This is a genomic window from Nonomuraea sp. LPB2021202275-12-8, from assembly GCF_037044575.1.
Taxonomy (GTDB): Bacteria; Actinomycetota; Actinomycetes; order Streptosporangiales; family Streptosporangiaceae; genus Nonomuraea.
On sequence record NZ_JBAHWD010000031.1, the window covers coordinates 68,575 to 87,916 of the forward strand.

At 72.5% G+C, this 19,342-nt stretch carries 20 protein-coding genes; 3 read left to right on the forward strand and 17 right to left on the reverse strand.

Translation table 11 applies throughout. The features are described from left to right. Positions 1-19: 19 nt before the first annotated feature. The 3 genes from V5E28_RS37690 to V5E28_RS37700 form a co-directional block, all read right to left on the reverse strand. Positions 20-577 carry an FAD-dependent oxidoreductase gene (locus V5E28_RS37690; protein ID WP_336214243.1) on the reverse strand — a complete coding sequence of 186 codons (558 nt, stop codon included), beginning with the start codon at positions 575-577 and terminating at the stop codon, positions 20-22. A gap of 8 nt (positions 578-585) precedes the next feature. Then, on the reverse strand, positions 586-1,602 hold the full coding sequence (locus V5E28_RS37695) for a LacI family DNA-binding transcriptional regulator (RefSeq protein ID WP_336214245.1): 1,017 nt from the start codon (positions 1,600-1,602) through the stop codon (positions 586-588). A 136-nt stretch (positions 1,603-1,738) separates the two neighbouring features. Further along, the gene (locus V5E28_RS37700; RefSeq protein ID WP_336214246.1) at positions 1,739-2,533 is read right to left on the reverse strand and encodes an HAD family hydrolase; all 795 of its coding nucleotides are present in this window, start codon (positions 2,531-2,533) and stop codon (positions 1,739-1,741) included. A gap of 126 nt (positions 2,534-2,659) precedes the next feature. Between V5E28_RS37700 and V5E28_RS37705 the strand changes: the two genes are divergently transcribed. Next, positions 2,660-3,019 (forward strand): hypothetical protein, encoded by a 360-nt coding sequence (locus V5E28_RS37705; protein WP_336214247.1) that lies wholly within the window; start codon positions 2,660-2,662, stop codon positions 3,017-3,019. 163 nt (positions 3,020-3,182) lie between these two features. On the opposite strand, the gene V5E28_RS37715 is transcribed toward V5E28_RS37705, so the two are convergent. Further along, positions 3,183-3,497: an NIPSNAP family protein gene (locus V5E28_RS37715; RefSeq protein ID WP_336214249.1), complete on the reverse strand. Its 315-nt coding sequence runs from the start codon at positions 3,495-3,497 to the stop codon at positions 3,183-3,185. A gap of 140 nt (positions 3,498-3,637) precedes the next feature. Beyond that, positions 3,638-4,114, reverse strand: coding sequence for a DUF2283 domain-containing protein (locus V5E28_RS37720; protein ID WP_336214251.1), 477 nt, complete (start codon positions 4,112-4,114; stop codon positions 3,638-3,640). 174 nt (positions 4,115-4,288) lie between these two features. Here V5E28_RS37720 and pyrF point away from each other — a divergent pair, with 174 nt between their 5' ends. Beyond that, on the forward strand, positions 4,289-5,095 hold the full coding sequence (gene pyrF, locus V5E28_RS37725; protein WP_336214253.1) for an orotidine-5'-phosphate decarboxylase: 807 nt from the start codon (positions 4,289-4,291) through the stop codon (positions 5,093-5,095). 7 nt (positions 5,096-5,102) lie between these two features. On the opposite strand, the gene V5E28_RS37730 is transcribed toward pyrF, so the two are convergent. From V5E28_RS37730 to V5E28_RS37785, 12 genes are all read right to left on the reverse strand, one after another. Next, positions 5,103-5,369 carry a hypothetical protein gene (locus tag V5E28_RS37730; RefSeq protein ID WP_336214254.1) on the reverse strand — a complete coding sequence of 89 codons (267 nt, stop codon included), beginning with the start codon at positions 5,367-5,369 and terminating at the stop codon, positions 5,103-5,105. A 96-nt stretch (positions 5,370-5,465) separates the two neighbouring features. Next, positions 5,466-7,232 carry an SUMF1/EgtB/PvdO family nonheme iron enzyme gene (locus V5E28_RS37735; protein ID WP_336214255.1) on the reverse strand — a complete coding sequence of 589 codons (1,767 nt, stop codon included), beginning with the start codon at positions 7,230-7,232 and terminating at the stop codon, positions 5,466-5,468. Between the two features lie 73 nt (positions 7,233-7,305). Next, positions 7,306-8,190: a ribokinase gene (gene rbsK / locus V5E28_RS37740; protein ID WP_336214256.1), complete on the reverse strand. Its 885-nt coding sequence runs from the start codon at positions 8,188-8,190 to the stop codon at positions 7,306-7,308. Next, complete coding sequence (locus V5E28_RS37745) at positions 8,187-9,524, reverse strand: ADP-ribosylglycohydrolase family protein (RefSeq protein WP_336214257.1); 1,338 nt, start codon at positions 9,522-9,524, stop codon at positions 8,187-8,189. The genes rbsK and V5E28_RS37745 overlap by 4 nt, the downstream gene beginning before the upstream one ends. Continuing rightward, entirely contained in the window at positions 9,524-10,666 is a 1,143-nt protein-coding gene (locus tag V5E28_RS37750; RefSeq protein WP_336214259.1) for an ADP-ribosylglycohydrolase family protein, read from the reverse strand. Before V5E28_RS37750 ends, V5E28_RS37745 begins: the two co-directional genes overlap by 1 nt. After that, positions 10,663-11,631: an ADP-ribosylglycohydrolase family protein gene (locus V5E28_RS37755; protein WP_336214261.1), complete on the reverse strand. Its 969-nt coding sequence runs from the start codon at positions 11,629-11,631 to the stop codon at positions 10,663-10,665. The genes V5E28_RS37750 and V5E28_RS37755 overlap by 4 nt, the downstream gene beginning before the upstream one ends. A 6-nt stretch (positions 11,632-11,637) precedes the next feature. Next, positions 11,638-12,612: an ADP-ribosylglycohydrolase family protein gene (locus V5E28_RS37760; RefSeq protein WP_336214263.1), complete on the reverse strand. Its 975-nt coding sequence runs from the start codon at positions 12,610-12,612 to the stop codon at positions 11,638-11,640. Continuing rightward, positions 12,609-13,922, reverse strand: coding sequence for an ABC transporter substrate-binding protein (locus V5E28_RS37765; RefSeq protein WP_336214265.1), 1,314 nt, complete (start codon positions 13,920-13,922; stop codon positions 12,609-12,611). Before V5E28_RS37765 ends, V5E28_RS37760 begins: the two co-directional genes overlap by 4 nt. Positions 13,923-13,931: 9 nt before the next feature. Further along, entirely contained in the window at positions 13,932-14,750 is an 819-nt protein-coding gene (locus V5E28_RS37770) for a carbohydrate ABC transporter permease (protein WP_336214266.1), read from the reverse strand. Then, positions 14,747-15,658, reverse strand: coding sequence for a carbohydrate ABC transporter permease (locus tag V5E28_RS37775; protein WP_336214268.1), 912 nt, complete (start codon positions 15,656-15,658; stop codon positions 14,747-14,749). Before V5E28_RS37775 ends, V5E28_RS37770 begins: the two co-directional genes overlap by 4 nt. Beyond that, positions 15,655-16,725, reverse strand: coding sequence for a LacI family DNA-binding transcriptional regulator (locus V5E28_RS37780; RefSeq protein ID WP_336214270.1), 1,071 nt, complete (start codon positions 16,723-16,725; stop codon positions 15,655-15,657). Before V5E28_RS37780 ends, V5E28_RS37775 begins: the two co-directional genes overlap by 4 nt. A gap of 137 nt (positions 16,726-16,862) precedes the next feature. Further along, complete coding sequence (locus tag V5E28_RS37785; RefSeq protein ID WP_336214272.1) at positions 16,863-18,092, reverse strand: MFS transporter; 1,230 nt, start codon at positions 18,090-18,092, stop codon at positions 16,863-16,865. 36 nt (positions 18,093-18,128) lie between these two features. Here V5E28_RS37785 and V5E28_RS37790 point away from each other — a divergent pair, with 36 nt between their 5' ends. Next, positions 18,129-19,304 (forward strand): ROK family protein, encoded by a 1,176-nt coding sequence (locus V5E28_RS37790; protein WP_336214273.1) that lies wholly within the window; start codon positions 18,129-18,131, stop codon positions 19,302-19,304. Positions 19,305-19,342 lie beyond the last annotated feature (38 nt).

Below are 19,342 nucleotides of genomic sequence, written 5' to 3' on the forward strand. Positions count from 1 at the left end.
GCGGGCAGGCGTCAGCCTTTCAGGTCACGTACTCGGCTCCGGCCAGCGGCAGCAGCTCGCCGGTCTCGGTGGCGTCCAGCACGTAGGCGGCGTACGCGGTGACGTCCTGGCCGCCGTCGCGGTGCGCGAGCCGCACCGCGCTCACCCTGTCGCCGTCCACCTGCGCCTCGACGGGCCGGTACGGCTGCAGCACCCGCAACCGCCCCGCGCCCCGGTACGGCGCGAGCATCGCCTCGATCACCGCGACCGCGACCCTGGGCTCGTGGCAGAGCCGGCTCACGTGACCGGCGCCCGGGTTCAGCTCCTGCCAGGCGCGCGCCCGCTCGGTGAGCGGGTAGTGGTCGCGGTAGTAGCGGCGGATGCCGTCGCGCAGCGCCCGGTAGCTCGCGGTGACGCCGAACCGCTCCACCCAGGTGTGCTCGTCCGGCGGCACCGCCTGGCTGGTGAGCTGGCCGCCCAGCCAGTCGTACTCCTCGGTGAGGATCACCGTGCGGCCCGCCCGCAGCAGGGCCAGCGCGGCGGCCACGCCGCCCAGCCCGCCGCCGACGACGACCGCGTCTGCCGATATCTCAACCACGTGGGGGATTACCTTTCCTCGTTCTGTACGGGTGCGAGCGTCGATCCCTCGATCAGCTCGCACGGCAGGAGTTCCCGCGGGGCGCCGCCGCTCTCCAGTACCTGCGTCAGCAGCTCGACGGCCCTGCGCCCCATCTCGCGCCGGGGGATGTGGAACCCGGTGAAGTCGATGTCGGTGTGCACCGGCGTGGTGTTCGCGCCGAGGACGAGCACCGACAGCTCGTCCGGCACGGCCAGACCGCGTTCGCGGGCGGCCTGCACGATCGCCACGCCGTCGGCCAGCTCCTCGGTCAGGACCGCGGTCGCGCCGGAGTCGAACAGCCCGTCGGCCGAAGGCAGGCGCACCCCTTCGGCGCCGGTCGCCGCCACGCCTTCGGTGAACCCGCGCAGCCGGTCGGCGAGCGACTCGGCGCCCAGTCCGGCGCCGACGTAGGCGATGCGCCGGTGGCCGAGGGCCGCGGCCCGCTCGACGAGCGCGCGGACCGCCCGCGGGTAGTCGGCGCCGACGTACGGCACCGGCCCGCCCGCGTCGTCGCGGCGGCCCACCGACACGAACGGGACGTTCTCGGACAGCAGCCTGGCCAGGTCGCCGCGGTCGACCGTGCGGCCGAGCAGCACGCAGCCGTCGGCCAGCCGGATCCGGCTCTCCGAGCTGAATATCCGCCGCCGCTCCCCCTCCACCACCTTGGCGCTGGTGAACAGCAGCAGGTCGCAGCCCGCCTCCTCGGCGCACTCCTCGATGCCGACGAGGAAGGGGTGGTAGAAGTCGGCGCTCTCGGCCGGGAACACCGCCTCGTAGGTGAACACGCCGAGGATGCGGTTGCGCCGGTCGGCCAGCCGCCTGGCGACGGGGTCGGCGACGTAACCGGTCTCCCTGATCACCTGCAGCACCCGGTCGCGGGTCTCCAGGGAGATCCTGACCTCGCCGTCCGCCCGCCCGTTGAGCACCAGCGACACCGTCGTCTGGCTCACTCCGGCCATCCGCGCGATGTCCTGCTGCGTGAGGCGCCGACCTGAAACAGTCACAGTACGTGTCATCCCGTCCTGGTGATAATGCGCATTAGCGAGTCATTGTTGAACCACGCCGACAGGACGACCTGGGATAATTCGTATTATCAGGCCAACACCCAGTTCCGGGCACCGCCACGTTACGTGACTGTGATCAGGCGAAGATCCGCTCCAGGACGGCGGCCACCCCGTCCTCGTCGTTGGACAGCGTCCGGCGCTCCACCGCCTCCACCACCATCGGGTGCGCGTTGGCCATCGCGTAACCCGCCCCGGCGAAGGTGAGCATCGCCAAGTCGTTCGGCATGTCCCCGAACGCCACCACCTGCGCCGCCGCCACGCCCATCCGCTCGCACAGCGCCGCCAGCGTGCCGGCTTTCGTCACCTCCGCGGCGCTGATCTCCAGCAACCCCTGGACGCCCGAGTGGGTCACCTCGGCCTGCCCCTCGATCGCGGCCACGGCGGCGGTGAACATGTCGTCCAGCGGGTGCGAGTCCGACCAGACGAGCAGCTTGACGATGGGCTCGCCCTCCGCGCACACGTCGGGCACCGGACGCCAGAAGGGCAGGTCGACGGGCAGGTGATTGCGGTAGCCCGGCTGGAACAGCACGCCCCTGCCGGTCTCCGCCGCGAACGCCACGCCGGGCAGCGCCTCGGCGAGCGCGCCGAGGACCTTCGCGGCCGCCGCCGGGGCGATCGGGGAGGTGGTGACGATCTCGTCGGCGGACACGTCGTACACGACGGCGCCGTTGCTGCAGACAGCCAGGCCCAGCTCGCCGGTCTGCCTGGCGATCGGTTCGAGGGCGCGGGGCGGGCGGGCGGTGACGAACACGATCTCGGCGCCGGACCGGCGGGCCAGGCGGAGCGCCCGCCGGGTGCGCTCGGACACCGAGCCGTCGGTGCGCAGGAGGGTGCCGTCCAGGTCCGTGGCCACGATGCGAGGAGGAGTCACGCCCCGATTATCGACGCCCGGCCTCGCCGCCCGGCCGTCGAGTCCCCCGCTTCCCGCACACGGTCACAGCAGGTCGCCCCCTCCCCTGCCGGTCACCCGGATCAGCCGGAACTGTAGGGTTCGGCCGTGGCTTCCTCCCCCCGCCCGGACGACCGGGTCTCGTCGGCGTTCCGGTTCGCCACCGAGCTGGTCGCCTGGGTCTCCGCGCCGTGGGCGCTGGTCCCTCATTCGGTGCCACTGGCCGTGCTGTCGGTGGTGGTGCTGATCGGCCTGCCGACGGTCTTCGCCACTCCGGGCGACAAGAAGCAGGTGCTCGTCCCCGTGCCGGGCTTCGTGACGATCTCCCTCGTGCTGCTGCAACTGGCCGTGGCCGTGGTGGCGGCGTGGATCGCGTGGCATCCGGTGGCCGCGGCCGTCGTCTCCGTGCTGGCCGCCGTCACGGTGGTGCTGGAGCTGCCCCGCTGGCGCTGGCTGCTGAGCCGCTAGTGTCCTGCGTCTGAGATTCGCCGGCGATACCGGGCGAGGGATTCGAGGATCTCGTTTGCGGTCTTCTTCCCTACGAATGGGCGTGGGTTGTCGTTCCACTGAGTGATCCAGTCTCGGATCAGCTTCCAGGGACTGGACGCTCCTGTGGACACCGCGCCGGCCACTAGGGTGTGTCGGGCAGCAACGGACGCATGAAGGTGCGCTCGTAGCGCAGTACGCAGCCGCTCTCGTCCCTGATGCGATCCGCCTCGATGAAGTCGCGATCCCGGCCGAACAGCGTCCGGTACTCCTCGTACGCAGCGAGGCTGGGAAAGCTGAACAGGGCGAGCGCCTTGTCGCTGGCGCCCTCCCCCGGCAGGAAGTACCCGTGGTGCGTGCCACCGTGCCGGTTGACCAGTTCCATCCAGCGGCGTCCGAAGCGCTCGAATGACTCGATCTCCGCCGGGTCGATCACGTACTCCACCACACAGGTAATCACACCATGAGGCTAACGCTGTGAGCGCACCGGCCGGGGGCTCGGGAACCGCGCCTCCATCTGCCGCTGAGACTGTCGCGATTCAACCGGCACGGGCACCACCCAGCCCGGCCGCGATCCGGCGAACCCATGCGGTCACGGCACTAGATGCGCATCTCCGACGGCAGCAGGGTCGCGGCGTTGACCAGCTCCATGCCCAGCAGCTCGCCGGAGGACGCGAAGTCGAGCACGACCTCCTCCGCCACCGTCTGTCGTACCGCGTCACCGGGGACTATTTCGTGCTTCATCGCGATATAGGCGATGTCGTGGTCCTTGTCCCAGTTCACGTACACGATCTGCGGCCGCCTGCCCACCGGCTCGTCGTCCCAGCTCAGCAGGCCCTCCTTGGCCTCGTGCGAGCCGGTGAGCGCGGCACGCACGGTCGCCACCGCGAGCTCCACCGCCGCCAGCGAGTCGACGCCGGTCACCTTCCGCTCGTGCTCCCAGCCGGCGAGCCCGTCTACCCGGTACGGGCACGACCACTCTCCCGTGGGTTCCTCGTACGGCAGCCCGATCGTGACGGTCACCTCCCCCATCGGCTCGGTGCACAACGTCAGCGTCCGCCGGGCGATCTCGTACATGCCTGCTGACTACCCTCGCCGACGCCCCCGAAAGACCGATTGGACCCTCCACTCTGGCGGACATGCCGGACATAACGAATCATTGACGGGGTGGGAGCCCCATATATCAGCCGTCAAAACCCCATACGTGTGGCTTCCGCGCACTAGTCTGCCTAGGTCGTGAGGGGGCCCAGGATGAACGAGTCGTTCGGGACGCGGTTGCGGGCGAGGCTCGACAAGTACGGACCGCTCTGCGTGGGGATCGACCCGAGCCCGCAACTGCTGCACGCGTGGGGACTGGACGACTCCCCCGCCGCCCTGGAGCGGTTCAGCCGCACGGTGGTGGACACGGTGAGCGACCTGGTGGGGATCGCGAAACCGCAGTCGGCCTTCTACGAACGCTGGGGCAGCCGCGGCGTCGCGGTGCTCGAACGGGTGATCGCCGACCTGCGCGACGCGGGCACGCTCGTCCTGCTGGACGTCAAGCGAGGCGACATCGGCAGCACCATGGCCGCCTACGCCGAGGCGTACCTCGACCGGGGCAGCCCGCTGGCCGCGGACGCGGTGACCCTGAGCCCCTACCTGGGCTTCGGCAGCCTGCGGGGGGCCATCACCTCGGCCGTCGCCAGTGACGCCGGCGTCTTCGTGCTCGCCCGCACCTCCAACCCCGAGGCCGGCGACCTGCAGAGCGCGGTGTCCGGCGAGGTCTACGCGGGCGTCCGGGCGGCCAACGAGGGCCAGGTCCCGCTGGGCTCGATCGGCGTGGTCGTGGGCGCCACCGTGACCTCGCCCGGCTACCCGCTCCAGCAGCTCAACGGCCCGATCCTGGCGCCAGGGGTGGGCGCGCAGGGCGCCTCTCCCGCCGACGTGGGCCGCCTGTTCGCGCCCGTACGGCAGGCGGTCGTCCCGTCGGTGTCCCGGGCCGTCCTGTCGGATCCCGCCAAGCTGCGTGACCAGGTCCGGCACTACCAGAGCGAGTGCGCCCACCACCTGTCGTCGTGACCGCCGATCACCCCGTGGGGCCGACGTCGGGGCGCGTCTCCTCGCCCGCGTCCCCGCCGTCCCGCTCCTCGTCTTCTTCCGCGCTCTCGTCCTCGTCGCTGGCCTCGTCGCTGGCCTCGTCGTCCGCGGCGGGGTCGTCCCTCGCCTCCGGGGGGTCGGCGGGGATCGGGCGGCGGGCTCGCTCCGTACTGGCCCCCGAGCGCTCCGCGACCACGTCGCTCTCCCCGCCCAGGCCGTTCGCCGCCTCCGGCGGCTCGTCGGGTCTCTCGCTCATCCCCTGCCTGTGCCCCGCGCGCGCCGTCTGATGCGGAACGTACGCCCCATCTGCCAGAAAGGTCGTGCGGGCTTCCCCGCCCCGCGGGACCGGGTCTCAGCGGGCGATTCTGAAGCCGACGTGGGGTGAGCGTTCCAGATCCGGATGGGTGCGGAGCAGCTTGACCGTGTCGTCGGCCGCGACGTACCACTCCGAGCCCACCGCCACAGGCCCGGGCCCCTTGAGGATCACGAACCTGGTACGGCCGTCGGAGTGCTCGCTCTCCGTCAGGTTCCACAGCGCGGCGGGTCCCCGCCACTCGTACTCGGTCGGCAGTCTGGCCCCCGCCCACTCGGCGTAGGCGCGGGCCTCCTCCAGGGTCACGTGCGTGACGGGCGCGCCGGTGTCCTCGCCCAGCCACGGATGGCCGGGGTCGAACCGGGCGTACTCCCCGTTCGTCACCTCCCGCTCGGCGCACCCGCCCGCCTGCCGTACCCGCCGGGTCTCCGTCCTCATGGCGTGCAGGCGGGGCGGCAGCGGCTTCCACGCGTCCACGAAGGGCGCCTCGCCGTCGAACCCGCACTCCCGGACGCGGTAGGTGATGTCCACCGTCGCGGGCTCGCCTCGCAGCGGGCGGGCACGGCGCGGCAGCCGTGCCGGAAAGGCGGTGTCATCACTCCACGTCACGTCCGCGCGGTGGGCCCGCACGGCGTCCGCCACGTCCCTCCGTACGGCGAGGACGGCGCCCACTCCCCTGGCCGGGATCGTTCCTCGCAGGTCGCCGGGCAGTTCGGTGCCGTGGACAGCGTCGAAATAGCGCATGTCCCGATCCACCGGGATGCCCAGCAACGACCCGCTGTACGAACTGGCGGACCTGTTGACGATGGTCCACAAGGTGACCTCGTCGCCCTCCCATCGGGAGGCGGGCACCTGCGGCCCGGCCTCGTCCACCAGCGGCGTCCACTCGCCCGAGGCGAACAGCTCGGCGTGCGCGCGCTGCACCGGCAGCATGGCGCGCAGGATGGCCCGATCGCGCGCGTTCCAGCCGGCCCAGGAGCCGAACACGTTCTCCCAGACGAGCACGCCGCAGCCGTTCATCCAGGCGGAGTGCAGCTCCTCGGAGTGGTCGCGGTGCCAGCGGCGGGTGTGGTGCAGCATGTGCCGCCGCTCGTACCACTTCGTCTTGATGACGCCCGGCCACGCGGAGTCGGCGAACCACTGCGCCCACGACATGGCGTGGTCGCCCACCCGCTCCAGCGGCACCGCGGACTCGCTCTCCAGCGCGGGACCCAGCTCGCCGATCCAGGCCTCGCCCGCCTTGAGCGTGTCCAGGAACAGCCCGTCCGGCCGAAATTTCCGCACCACTCCGGACAGCCCGGCCCGATGGTCCTCGGGCCGGGTGCCGTGGTCCCACGGGTTGTAGTCGAAGATCACCCGTACGCCCGCGGCCCTGAGCTCGCCGACCAGCTCGTCGAGGCCGGGCACGTCGCGGTAGAGGTCGAACTGGTTGCGCTCGCCGATGCCGATCACCGGGTACGCGTGCCACAGCACCACCGCGTCGTACCCGCCGAACTCGCGCCGCCCGTGCTCCAGGAAGGCGCCGGGAGTGAACTCCCGCCCGTTCCAGAGCAGCTCGTCCCACAGCCACGCGACGCACACGGAGAAGCATCCCCGCGTCCACGGCGTGTCCGGGTACGGATTCCGTACGGCCGAGTGACGCTCGCGGGCGCCGTCGCGCCAGCGGGTGAGCGCGGCGCGCCAGGCGCCGCGGTCGGCGGGGTCGTCCGGGGCCGCGAGGATCTTGGCCCGGTCCAGGCCGGTGAGGTCGGCGTCCGGATCCAGCGGCACCGCGGCGGGCAGGTCGATGTCCCGGGGCGCTTCCACCCGGAAGCCTCCCGTTCGGGAGGCTTCCGTACCAGGGGCTTTCATCAGAGCGGCCTCACACCGAGGTCATCCGTCACGACAGCGACGCGTCGATCTCCGCCCGGGTGGGCATCGACGTGCTGGCCCCCTCGCACCGCACCGACAGCGCCGCCGCCGCCGAGGCGAACCGCAGCGCGTCCTCCGCCTCCCGCCCTTCGGCACGGGCCACCGCGAAGGCTCCGGCGAAGGTGTCGCCGGCCGCGGTCGTGTCCACGGCCTTGACCTTGACGGCCGGCACCCGGATCCGTTCGCCCGAGCCCGACCCGTACAGCGCGCCCTGCGACCCCAGCGTGATGACGGCCTCGTCGACCCGCTCCAACAGCGCGTCGAGCGCCGCCTCCGGGGTGGCGGCGCCGGTGATGCCGGCGGCCTCGTGCTCGTTGGGGAGCAGCAGCGTGACCGCGTCCAGCAGGGCGCCGGGCAGCGGCTGCGCGGGGGCCGGGGTCAGGATGACGGGCACGGCGGCCTCGCGGGCCGCCCTGGCGGCGGCGATGACCGCCTCCATCGGCAGTTCGAGCTGCAGCAGCAGGGCCTGCGAGGCGGCGATGACGGCGCGCTCGTCGCCGGTCGGGCCGCCGATGGTGCCGTTCGCGCCGGGGACCACGATGATCGAGTTGCCGCCCGCGTCGTCCACCACGATGTGCGCGATCCCGCTCATGCCGGGCGCCTGGCGCAGCAGCTTGACGTCCACGCCGGCGGCGGCGAGGGTGTCGCGGATCTCGGCGCCGAAGGCGTCGTCGCCCACCGCGCCCAGGAACGCCACCTGCGCCCCGGCTCTGGCGGCGGCGATGGCCTGGTTCGCGCCCTTGCCGCCGGGAACGGTGCGGAACTCGCGCCCGGTGACCGTCTCGCCCCGTCGGGGAGCCTCGGAGACGTAGGCCACGAGGTCCATGTTCGCGCTGCCGAAGACCGAGATCATGGATGCATCAACTCCTGCGTGCGGCGGGCCAGCTCCTCCAGCGCGATGCCGTCGAAGCCGGTGAGGCTGCTGGCCAGGCTGTCGCGCATGGTCCACTGCGCGGGGACGCCGCCGTTCAGTGCCCCGGCGATGGAGCCGGCCGTGGCGCCGGCGGAGTCGGTGTCCCAGCCGCCGGCGACCGCTCCCGCGATGGAAGCGGTGAAGTCGCCGCGGCCGTGGATCAGCGTGGCGGCGATCAGAGCCGCGTTGTTGATCGTGTGCACCCAGTGCAGGCTGCCATGGCGCTCGTGCAGCAGGTCGATGACACGCTCGAAGTCCGGTTCGCGAGCCGCGTCCTCGACCGCCCGCCGGACCGCAAGGTGCAGCCGGGAGCGTGGCGGCACCACGGACAGGCCGGCCTCGACCACCTCTTCCACGGAGTCGGCGACCATCGAGGCTGCGCACATGGCGGCGACGAACATCGCCCCGTAGACACCGTTCGCCGTGTGGGTGAGCCGGGCGTCACGCCAGGCGTACTCGGCTGCGGTGCCAGGATCGCCGGGATTGATCCACCCGTACACGTCCGCTCTGATCAGCGCGCCGATCCACTCCCTGAACGGGTTGTGGCGCGTCGCCGTCTCCGGCGGCTCGACCCCCGCCAGCAGGTTGCGGTAGGCGACCCGCTCGGCGGTGAACGTGCGCCCGGCGGGCAGCTCGTCCAGCCAGAGCCTGGCCACGTCGTCGGTGGTGAAGCCCCGGCCGTGCCGCTCCAGCACGGACAGGGCGAGCAGCGGGAAGTTGAGGTCGTCGTCCTCGGGGATGCCGTCGATGTTCTCGGCGAGGGAGTTGACGGCGCTGCGGCGGTTCCACGGCCAGCGCTCGGCGAGCTCGCCCGGCAGGCCCTCGGCGGTGAACCAGCCGCGGATGGGCCAGTTGCCGGTGGCCTCGGCGAGCTGCCTGATGCCCTCGCGCGGGATCTTCTCGACGGGCTTGCCCAGCACGCACCCGGCGGCCCGGCCGACCCAGCCGCCCAGCACGCGGTCGCGGGAGGCGACGTGGCCGGGGCGCGGCTGCGGCCAGCCGGGGCAGGCGGCGATGATCGCGATCAGGTCCGTCGGCTCGTCGAGCGGCGAGCCGATCGCGTCCAGCTCGTCGAGGAGCTGCTCGGCCAGCGGCCGCAGCTTCTGCGCGCCCGGCTCGGAAGCCCCGGCGCGGGGCGGGGCGTCATGGCCGCCCGCGGCGTGCCACCGCTCGGCGACGGCGGCGATCCGCCCGCCGTCCCTGCCGTCCTCGGCGGCCTGGCGGAGCTCGTGCCCGACCAGGTCTTCCGGCTGCACCCAGGTGAGGCGGATCATCAGGCCTCCAGGAGGCCGGCGAACGCGGCTTCGTGGGCGCGGCGGCGCGTCACGTCACCGGCGTGCACGCGCCGCGCCACCTCGGCGATCGCCCGGCCGGGCGCCACCAGGTCGGTGCGGCTGGCCGTGCCCACCTGCTCGACCCACTCGCCCGGCACCGCGGCCAGGCCGCCGAGCGCGCCGGCGATGGCGCCGCCCATGGAGGCGATCGAGTCGGCGTCGCGGCCGTAGTTCACCCCGCCCAGCACCGTTTCCCGGAAGTCGCCCTTGGCGATCACCAGGAAGGCCAGCGCCAGCGGCAGCTCCTCGATGCTGTGCGTCCGGCTCGGGCGGCGAGCGCCGAGCCCCTGGTCACGGTAGGTGTCGGCGACCGTGTCGTAGGGCCGGACGGCGGCGCGGAGCGCGGCGAACGAGCCGTCCCAGTGGCCCAGGCCGCGGGCGGCCTCGCACACCGACTCGATGGCCGCCCTGGTGCCGTCCTTGGCGAGCCTGAGGCAGGCCGACACCACGGAGTCGGCGGTGGCGCCCGGCCGCATGGCCTCCGCCACGGCCGCGGCCATCACACCGGCCGCCTCCCGGCCGTAGCTGGACTGGTGCGCGCCGGTCAGGTCGATGGCCTCGGCGTAGGCGGCGTCGGGGTCGGCGGCGTTCACGATGCCGATGGGCGCCACGTACATGGCCGCGCCGCAGTTGACGATGTTGCCGACCCCGGCCTCGCGCGGGTCGACGTGCCCGTAGTGCAGGCGGGCGACGATCCACTTCTCCGCCAGGAAGATCCGCTGCAGCGGCAGCGCGTCGGCCTCCAGCTCGGGGATCCACTGCCGCTCCCCCATCAGCTCGGGCACCATGTGCTCGGCCATCGCGTACGCGCCGAGGTGGTCGCCCACCTTCTCGTAGACGCGGATCAGCGCGTGCGTCATCAGGGTGTCGTCGGTGATGTGGCCGTCGCCCTTGTGGTACGGCGCGATGGGGCGGGCGTTGCGCCAGTCCTCGTTGAACGGCGGCACGATGCCTTCCACCTGGCCGTCGTAGCGCTCCACGATCTGTTCGGGGGTCCAGCCCTCGGTGGCGCCGCCCAGCGCGTCACCGACCGCCGCCCCCGCCACGCAGCCGATCGCCCTGTCTTCAAGCGGCGTCGTCATGAAAGTCCCTCCGTCATGTCCATGAGATCCAAGCCTGCCAGTTCGGGCAGGCAGCAACCGGCGAGCGTGCGGGCCGGTGCGATCCACCCCTCCGGGATCGCACCGTACCCGCCGCAGGCTCCGGTCAGCGCGCCGGTGAGTGCCGGCGCGGAGTCGGCCAGCGCGGCCAGGCAGGCCGCCGCCGGCACGGCCAGGCCGAGCGAGCCCTGTGACACCTCGGTCAGTGCCAGCGCGACGGGCACCGTCTGCGCGGCGCCCACGCCGTAGCTGTAGACGTGGTCGAGCAGCGCGGCGTCGAGCGCGGGCACGGCGCCGAACGGGTCGCCCGCGGTGCGCGCGACGTCAAGCGCCAGCCGCGCGTTGTGCCCGATGGCGGTGTCCTCGGGCAGCACGGCCAGCGCCGCCCGCACCGCGCCGGCCGCGGAGCCGGTCGCCACCGCCTCGGCCACGGCCGCCGCGACGGCCCGCGCGCCAAGAACGCCGTCGCCCGAGTTGGTCACCTGGGCGTCCTGGTCCGAGTCCCTGCCGAGGGCGCCGAAGGCGACGGCCCTGATGGCGGCGGCGTCGTCGAAGTGGTGCGGGTTGTCGTGCCCGCTGGCCGGCGGTTCGAGCCCTCGGGCCAGGTTGTCCAGCGCGGTCGCCACCGAGACGCGCGCCCTGATGTCCTCGCGCCCGGCCAGGCTCCGGAACGCCTCGGCCCGCGGCCGGTCGATGGTGAGCAGCGTCCAGGCGAGCCACTCGGCGTCGTCGGACGGGCCGACGGCCAGCGGCGCGGGCGGCTGGTTGAGCGCGAACGGCACCGGCAGCGTGGTGAGCCGGTGCTCCTCGGCGAACGCGTCCAGCTCGCGGTGCAGCCGCCTGCTCCACGGCGCGTGCAGCGCCGATCGGTGCCTGGTGGCGGGCCAGCCCGCGGCGTCTCCCACGGCGAGCCCGATGAAGGCTCCCGTGATCCTGTCCCCCGACATCGTTTCCTACAGTCCTTCCACCGGTCTGGACGCCAGCTCGTCCGCGACGTCGAGCACATGTCTTCCCGCGACGAAGGGCAGGCACTTGCCGGTGACCGGCCCGATGCGCGCGGCCCATCGCTCGGGCACGCCGCGCTCGCCCTGTCCCGCCCCGGCGACGGCGCCGGCGATGGCGCCGATGGTGTCGGCGTCCCTGCCCAGGCTCACCCCGAACGTCACGGACGCCTCGACGTCGCCCCGGCCGGCCAGGTAGGCGGCCAGCGCCAGCGCGACGGCCTCGGGCGCCACGTCGGTCCACGGGTAGTGCCTCACCACGACGGCCTCGTGCAGCGCCTCGACGAGCTCCTCATGGGCGGCGGGCCCGGCGACCACGTCGCGGACCCGTGCGATGTTCCTGGCCGTCCACGAGTCGGCGGGCACCACCGACAGCGCGGCCTCGACCACGTCCGGCGGCGCGGCGCCCGCGATGGCGGCGGCCACTGCCCCCGCGATCGCGCGACCGCCGAGAATGCCCTCGCCGGACCCGCTCACCTGCCCGTCCTCCGCCACGAGCCGGGCCGCCTCGCCCGGATCGCCGGGACAGAAGATCCCGTACGGCGCGGCCCGCATGGCCAGTCCGTCGGACCAGCCGTGCTGGTGCGCCAGGCCGCTCAGCGGCGGCTCCAGCCCCCGCCGCAGCGCCTGGACCGTGCCAAGTTCGGAGAAGCCGGCCCCGCGCATCGGCCCGTCGACCAGCGGGATGATCTGCTCCCGGTAGGCGGCGGCCACCAGGGCCGAGGTCAGCTCGTGCCCGTGCGCGACCAGCAGGGAGGCGGCGAAGATGGCGTACTCGGTGTCGTCCGTGCCGCCGCCCTCGATCTCGGTGAGGCGCCCCCACTTCTGGCGGATCTGCGCCGGTGAGAGGTTTTCGGCGGGTGCCCCGAGGGCGTCGCCGGCCGCGAGGCCGAGCAGACACCCCCGGGCTCTGTCCCGATATGTCACCGCTGGTACCGCTCCAGGACCTCGTTGCCGTCCTCGACGAGCTTCTTGGCCGCCTCGTCGATGCTGATCTTGTTGGCGAAGAACTCCTGCAGCGCCGGCGTCGCCACCTTGCTCTTCCACTCGTCGAACCCGTTCACCTTGAGGAACGGCGCCACGACGAGGCTCTTGGCGGAGGCGGTGGCCACGTCCCAGCCGTCCTCCTCGGTGGTGATCGCGGGGTCGGCGGCGGCCTTCTGCGAGGTCGGCAGCAGCCAGTCACCCTTGGCGAGCTTGGCCTGGTTGGGGCCGTTCAGGAAGAAGGCGATGAACTTCAGCGCCTCGTCCGGGTGCTTGCTGTCCGCGGCGACCGACAACGTCTGGGAGACGGCGCCCTGCTCGGAGCTGGTGCCCTTGAGCGGCGGGAGCGTCACCCACTCGAAGCCGTCGGGCGCCTGCTCGGCCACCTGCTGGCGCAGGTAGACGCCGACGGGCAGCATCGCGTACTTGTCGGCGAAGAAACCGGGCAGCGGGTCGGCGGTGCCCATGCCGAGCGCCGAGGTGTCGGCGGACTTGTCCTTGTAGAGCTGGTCGTGGATGCGCTGCAGGACCTCCTTCTCCTCGGGGCCGACCTTGACCGTGGTCTTGCCGTCGGCCCCGGTCTGGAAGAAGGTGCCGCCGAAGTTCAGCGCGAGGTTCAGCGTCTTGTTGACCGGCGACTTCATCGGCCAGGCCACGCCGTAGGTGTCGCCCTTGGTGAGCTTCTTGCTGATGGTGGCGAACTCGTCCCACGTCCACGGCTCCGCCGCGGTGGGGATGCGCACCTTGGCGGCGTCCAGCAGCTTCTTGTTGGCGATGATGACCTGCGACTCCTGCAGGAACGGCACGCCGTACACGCCCTGGTTGCCCTTGCCGTCGTCGAAGGTGACGGTGTCCCAGGCGGTCTGCGGGATGTCGCTCTTGAGCTCGGCCGGCACCTTGTCCTTCAGGTCCAGCAGGTAGCCCTTGGAGGCGAAGCCGGACAGCGCCGGGGAGTCGTCGTGGATGACGTCCGGCGCGTCGCCGCCCTCGAAGGAGGTGACGAGCTGGTCGTTGACGTTGTCCCAGCTGCCCTGGACGTAGGTGACCTGGACGTTCGGGTTGGCCTTGTTCCACTCCTCGACGAGCTGCTTGTTGGCCGCCACCGACTCCTTCTGCCAGGCGAGGCTGAGGAAGTTGAGCTTGACCGGCTCGCTGGGGTCGGCCGCGGACCCGCCGTCCGCACCGCCCCCGCCGCCGCAACCGGCGGCCAAGGCGACGACAGCCGCCGCCGCCAACGCGGATTTGATACGCATGAGAGCCTCCTAGCCCTTCACAGCGCCGGCCATCAGGCCGGACCTCAGCCGTCGCTGGATGATTGCGAAAAAGATCAGGCTCGGGATCGTCGCCATCAGCGACGCCGCGGCCAGCGGGCCGAGCCTCGACACCCCCTCGGGGCCGGTGAACCTCACCAGCGTGAGCGGGAGCGTCATCACGTCGGGGTCCTTGAGGACCACCAGCGCGAACAGGAACTCGTTCCAGGAAGAGATGAACGAGAAGAGCAGGGTCGCCACCACGCCGGGCGCCAGCAGCGGCGCCACGACGCTGATGATCGACCGGATGCGGGTGGCGCCGTCCACGGCCGCGGCCTCCTCCAGCTCGCGCGGCACCGACCGCACGTATCCCTGGAGCATCCACAGCGCGAACGGCAGCGTGAACGTCACGTGCACGACCACCAGGCCCGTCAGCGTGTTGGTCAGGTCGAGCTGCCGCAGCACCATGAACAGCGGGATGATGATCAGGATGAACGGGAACACCTGGCTGACCAGCACCCAGCCGAGGGCGATCTGCTTGAGCGTGCCGCGGTAGCGGGCCAGCGCGTAGGAGGCCGGCAGCGCGACGGTGACCGTCAGCAGCGAGCTCGCCAGAGCCACGACCAGGCTGCGCATGCCCGCGCCGACCAGGTCCTGCTCGCCGAACGCGTCGGCGAAGTTGGACAGCGTGGGCGCGGCCGGGATCCAGGCCGGATCCAGGCTCGCCATCTCCTGCGGCGTCTTCAGCGACGTGGACAGCAGCCACACCAGCGGGAAGGCCAGGAACACCATGTACGCCAGCAGCGCGACGTACTGGGGGATCTTTCTCATGACGCCTCCCTCAGTTGCCGCCACAGATAGACGCCGAGCAGGGCGAGCACGACGATCACGATGCTGACGCCGAGCGCGGCCGCGTAGCCGAAGAAGCCGTAGCGGAACGCCTCCTCATAGGCGAAGAGCATCGGCAGCCTGGTCCGCCCGCCGGGACCGCCCTGCGTGAGCACGTAGACCAGGCTGAACTGGTTGACGTTCCACACGAAGTCGAGCGAGGTGATGGTGACGATGATGGGGCGAAGCTGCGGCAGCGTGATGCTCCAGAACCGGCGCCAGGTGCCGGCCCCGTCCATCTCGCCCGCCTCGTACAGCTCCTTGGGGATGGTCTGCAGGCCGGCCAGCAGGACGATCGTGGTCTGCGGCATGCCGCTCCACACGCCCATGACGATGACGGCGGGCAGCGCCCAGCTGAAGTCGGCCAGCCAGTTGATGTCGGTGCCGAGCGTGCTGTTCACGATGCCGGCGTCCGGGTGGTAGACCAGCCGCCACATCAGGCCGATGACCACCGGGGGCATCGCCCAGGGCACCACGGTGAGCACCCGGGCCAGCCCTCTGAGCCAGAGCTTCTGGTTGAGCAGCATCGCGAGCCCGAGCGAGGCGAGGAACTGCAGCACCGTCACCGTCACGGCCCAGATCAGGCCGACCTGCATGGAGGACCAGAAGTTCTCGTCGGCGAGCAGGTCGCCGAAGTTCTCCAGGCCGACGAAGCCGGTGACGTGGTTCTTGCCGGACTCGGCGTCGGTGAACGCCAGCCCGATCCCGTACAGCAGCGGGCCCACGCTGAACAGCAGCACGGGCACGAGCGCGGGCAGCATGAGCACCCACATCTCGCGGTTGCGCCGGGATCCGCCGCCGTTTCGCGCGTGCCGCGCGGGCGGCGCCGGTCTGGTCGCGGTGGCCGTCACGACCTGCCCCCCTCCTTGTCGGTACGTCCGGTCATGTCGTACGGCACGGCCGCCGGGCCGGTGGCCGAGGCGCTGGTCGAGGCGCGCACCACGAGGCGTGGTGGCACGGTCACCAGCCGCGGCTCGCGCTCGCCGTGCTGGAGCCGGTCGAGCAGCAGCTCGGCGGCGGCCTTGCCGCGCTCGGCCGAGCCCAGCGAGACGCTGGTGAGCGACGGCCAGGAGGCCGCGGCCAGGTCGGTGTCGTCCATGCCGACCACGGCCACGTCCTGCGGCACCCGCCGGCCGGCGGCGCGCAGCACGTCCAGCGCGCCGAGCGCGATCAGGTCGTTGGCGCACATCAGCGCGTCCAGGTCGGGCACCCGGTCGAGCAGCGCCGCGACGGCCCTGCCGCCTTCGGCGCGGTAGAAGTCGCCGATCTGGACGAGCTCCTCGTCGTAGGGCAGGCCGAGTGCTCCGAGCGCCTCCACGTAGGCGGCGCCGCGAGCGGCGCCCGGAACGGTGTCCGGCGGGCCGTTGACCATCCCGATCCTGCGGCGGCCCAGGCTGTGCAGGTGGTCGATCGCCAGCTTGACGCCGGTGCGGGAGTCGGCGCGCACGTTGTCGACGCGCGTCCCCTCGGGCACCGAACCGATGATCACCACCGGAGCCCTGGCCGCTGCCAGCATCTCCAGGTGCTGGCCGGTGACCCGCAGCGGGCTCATGATCAGCCCGTCCACGTAGCGCTCGCCGAGGCTGTGCAGCACGTCGATCTCGTCGGCGACGACCGCGTCGGTGGAGTGCAGCACCAGCCGGTACCCGGCGGCCTTGAGAACGGGCTGAATCTGGCGCAACATGGCCAGGTACGCTGGGTTGCCGACGTCGGCCATGGCGAAGGCGACCTGGTGGGTGCGGCGCGACTTGAGGGAGCGGGCGACGGCATTGCGCACATACCCGAGCTCGTCGGCGGCCGCCATAACCTTGCGCACGGTGTCCTGCCTGGTGGGCAGGCCGTTCAGCACCCGCGAGACCGAGGCGATGGAGACACCGGCGCGCTCGGCGATCGTGGTGATCGTGGGTCCGTCGGCCAAGGCTGTCCTTCCAGGAACGTAAACGATTTCAGAGCACACTCTGTAAACGTTTACGGCGTTTGGGACATGAAACATTGATGTAACCCCAGGGTCAAGTCACGATCACATAACGCCTGGTCAGCGGGCCTATGGTCACGTCAGTCCCGCGCGCCGGCCCCGGCGGGTTCAAGCGGCGCCCGAACCCCGTCGAGGGCGCGGATGGCGGGAGCGCCCGTGAGGGCCACGGCGGCGGCCAGGACCGCGGGCACGATCAGGGCGACGGGCAGCGACGACGCCTCCGCGACGTACCCGAGCACGGCGGGCCCGACCAGCAGGCCGCTGTAGCCGAACGCGGTCACCAGCGCCAGCGCGCGGCCGACGGGACCGCCGGCGGCGCCGACCGCGCTGAAGATGACCGGCACCACGGTGGCGAGCCCGACTCCCGCCAGCGCCCAGCCGGTCCAGGCGCACACGATGGCCAGGGCGTCCGCCAGGGGGGCCAGCAGGACGAGACCGTAGCCGCAGGTGGCCAGCAGGCCCGCGAGATGGATCGTGCGCACCGAGCCGAGGCGGGCCCGGATGGGGTCACCGAGCAGCCGGATGGTGGTCATGGCGACCGCGAAGACCGTGTAGGCCAGCGGCGCGGCGGCCGGGTCGGCGTCGAGCACCCAGCGGGCGTGCAGGGCGGCCCAGTCGATGGCCGCGCCCTCGGCCAGATGCCCGGCGAACGCGGCGGCGCCCAGCAGCGCGATCAGCCCCCACTTCAGGGAGGTGGCGGACCGGTTCTGGCCGGCGGGCGAGTCCGCCGCCGCGTGCCGGGGCGGGCCGGGCAGCAGCAGCCTCGCCGCCGGGAGGTACAGGAACGGCACCACGATCGCGGCCACCACCAGCAATGTCTGGGCATCCAGCCCGGCCTGCAGGACGAGCGCGGTCACGGCGCCGCCCGCCGCGCCGCCGAGGCTCCACGTGCCGTGGAAGGCGGAGATGATCGGCCGGGCGTAACGGCGCTCGACCTCGACGGAGTGGGCGTTCATGGCGACCTCGGTCACCCCCAGCCCGAGACCGAAGACGACGGCCAGCACGGCCAGCGCAGGATAGTTCGGCGCGAGGGCGGGACCGAGCAGGACCACCGCCGAGAACGGGCCCGCGAACCAGCAGACGGCCCGGCTCGACCACCTGTCCACCAGGGGCCCGGCCGCCAGCATCGACACCAGAGCGCCGCCCGAGATGAGCAGGAGGACGCTGCCGAGCCGGGCCGGCCCCAGATCCAGCCGGTCGTTCAGCGAGGGCAGCCCCGCCGCCCACAGGCCCATCACCAGCCCGCACAGGAAGAAGAAGACGAACACTCCGACACGGGCACGTTCGGCATCAGCAAGTTTTTTGTTCACGGCTAGAGCATAATGAGTGTCACGATGTCTGGGAATATGGCGACGACAAGCGGCGAGCTCCGCGCGCACAACCGGGTGCGGTTGCTGCGCGCCGTCCACGACTGCGGCGCGACCCTGACCAGGTCGCGGCTCACCCGCGGCCTGGATCTCGCCAGGGGCACGGCCTCGGTCCTGGTCGGCGGCCTGGTCGAGGACGAGCTGCTGCATGAGAAGCCGGCGCCCGAGCACCCCCGCGGACGCCCCACGCTGGTGCCCGGGCCGCACCCGAGGGGCCCGCTCGTCCTGGCCGCCGACCTTCGGGAGGACGCCTGGGAGCTGGCGGCCTGCGAGCTGGGCGGGCGGGTCACCGTGCTGGCCGAGCAGGATCACGACGGGACCCCGGAGGGCGCGCTCCTGCCGCTGGGCGCGGCGATCCGCGCCCAGCGCGGATCGCCGCGTGGGCGGGTGGTCGGGGCCGGCGTGGCGGTGGCGGGGCCGGTGCGCGCGGGCGGGCTGGTGGACGTGCCGCACCTGCGCTGGCGTTCGGTGAACGTGCCGGAGCTGCTCGGCCTGCCGGACGGCTGGGTGCGGGTGGGCAACGACACCGCGCTCGCCGGGCTCGCCGAGGCCCGCCGGGGGCTGCTGCGCGGCGTACAGGTGGCGTTGCACCTGCACGTCGACTTCGACCTGGGTGGCGTGCTGGTCGTCGGCGGCCACCCGCTGGGCGGGGCGAGCGGGATGGGCGCCGAGTTCGGCCACATGCCGCTCACCGGCGGCAGCGAGCCGTGCATGTGCGGGGCGCACGGCTGCTGGGCCCTGGAGGTCGGGGCGAACGCCCTGCTGCGTCACCTGGGCCTGGCCTACGGCGGCGGCAGGGGCCGCGACCAGGCCCGGCTCCTGCTCGCCCGGGCCGCGGCGGGCGAGGAGGCGGCCTCGGCCGCCGTCACGGCCAACTCCCGCGCGCTCGGGAGGGGGATCGCCGCGCTGGTCAACGCGCACGATCCCGAGGTGGTCACGCTCTCCGGCCTCGCCCCCGACCTGCACGACCGGGCCGCGCCCGCGCTCTCCCGGGCGTTCGAGGACGGCCTGATGACCATCCGCCGCGACCGCCCGCCCCGGATCATCCCTTCGGCCCTGGGCCGGCGCGGCTCCCTGCTGGGCGCCATGGAGTCGGTCTTCGACGCCTTCCTCACCCCGGAGGGCCTCGCGACCTGGCTTTCGGTGCGATCCTGAGGCGCGACACGCCCGAGCGCACGATGTGACGCATACCA

Bases quoted from the DNA above. Each gene is read 5' to 3' on its own strand.
- V5E28_RS37720 (WP_336214251.1), bottom strand. From the start codon at position 4,114: ATGTACGAGATCGCCCGGCGGACGCTGACGTTGTGCACCGAGCCGATG.
- pyrF (WP_336214253.1), top strand. From the start codon at position 4,289: ATGAACGAGTCGTTCGGGACGCGGTTGCGGGCGAGGCTCGACAAGTAC.
- V5E28_RS37730 (WP_336214254.1), bottom strand. From the start codon at position 5,369: ATGAGCGAGAGACCCGACGAGCCGCCGGAGGCGGCGAACGGCCTGGGC.
- rbsK (WP_336214256.1), bottom strand. From the start codon at position 8,190: ATGATCTCGGTCTTCGGCAGCGCGAACATGGACCTCGTGGCCTACGTC.
- V5E28_RS37745 (WP_336214257.1), bottom strand. From the start codon at position 9,524: ATGATCCGCCTCACCTGGGTGCAGCCGGAAGACCTGGTCGGGCACGAG.
- V5E28_RS37750 (WP_336214259.1), bottom strand. From the start codon at position 10,666: ATGACGACGCCGCTTGAAGACAGGGCGATCGGCTGCGTGGCGGGGGCG.
- V5E28_RS37755 (WP_336214261.1), bottom strand. From the start codon at position 11,631: ATGTCGGGGGACAGGATCACGGGAGCCTTCATCGGGCTCGCCGTGGGA.
- V5E28_RS37765 (WP_336214265.1), bottom strand. From the start codon at position 13,922: ATGCGTATCAAATCCGCGTTGGCGGCGGCGGCTGTCGTCGCCTTGGCC.
- V5E28_RS37770 (WP_336214266.1), bottom strand. From the start codon at position 14,750: ATGAGAAAGATCCCCCAGTACGTCGCGCTGCTGGCGTACATGGTGTTC.
- V5E28_RS37790 (WP_336214273.1), top strand. From the start codon at position 18,129: ATGGCGACGACAAGCGGCGAGCTCCGCGCGCACAACCGGGTGCGGTTG.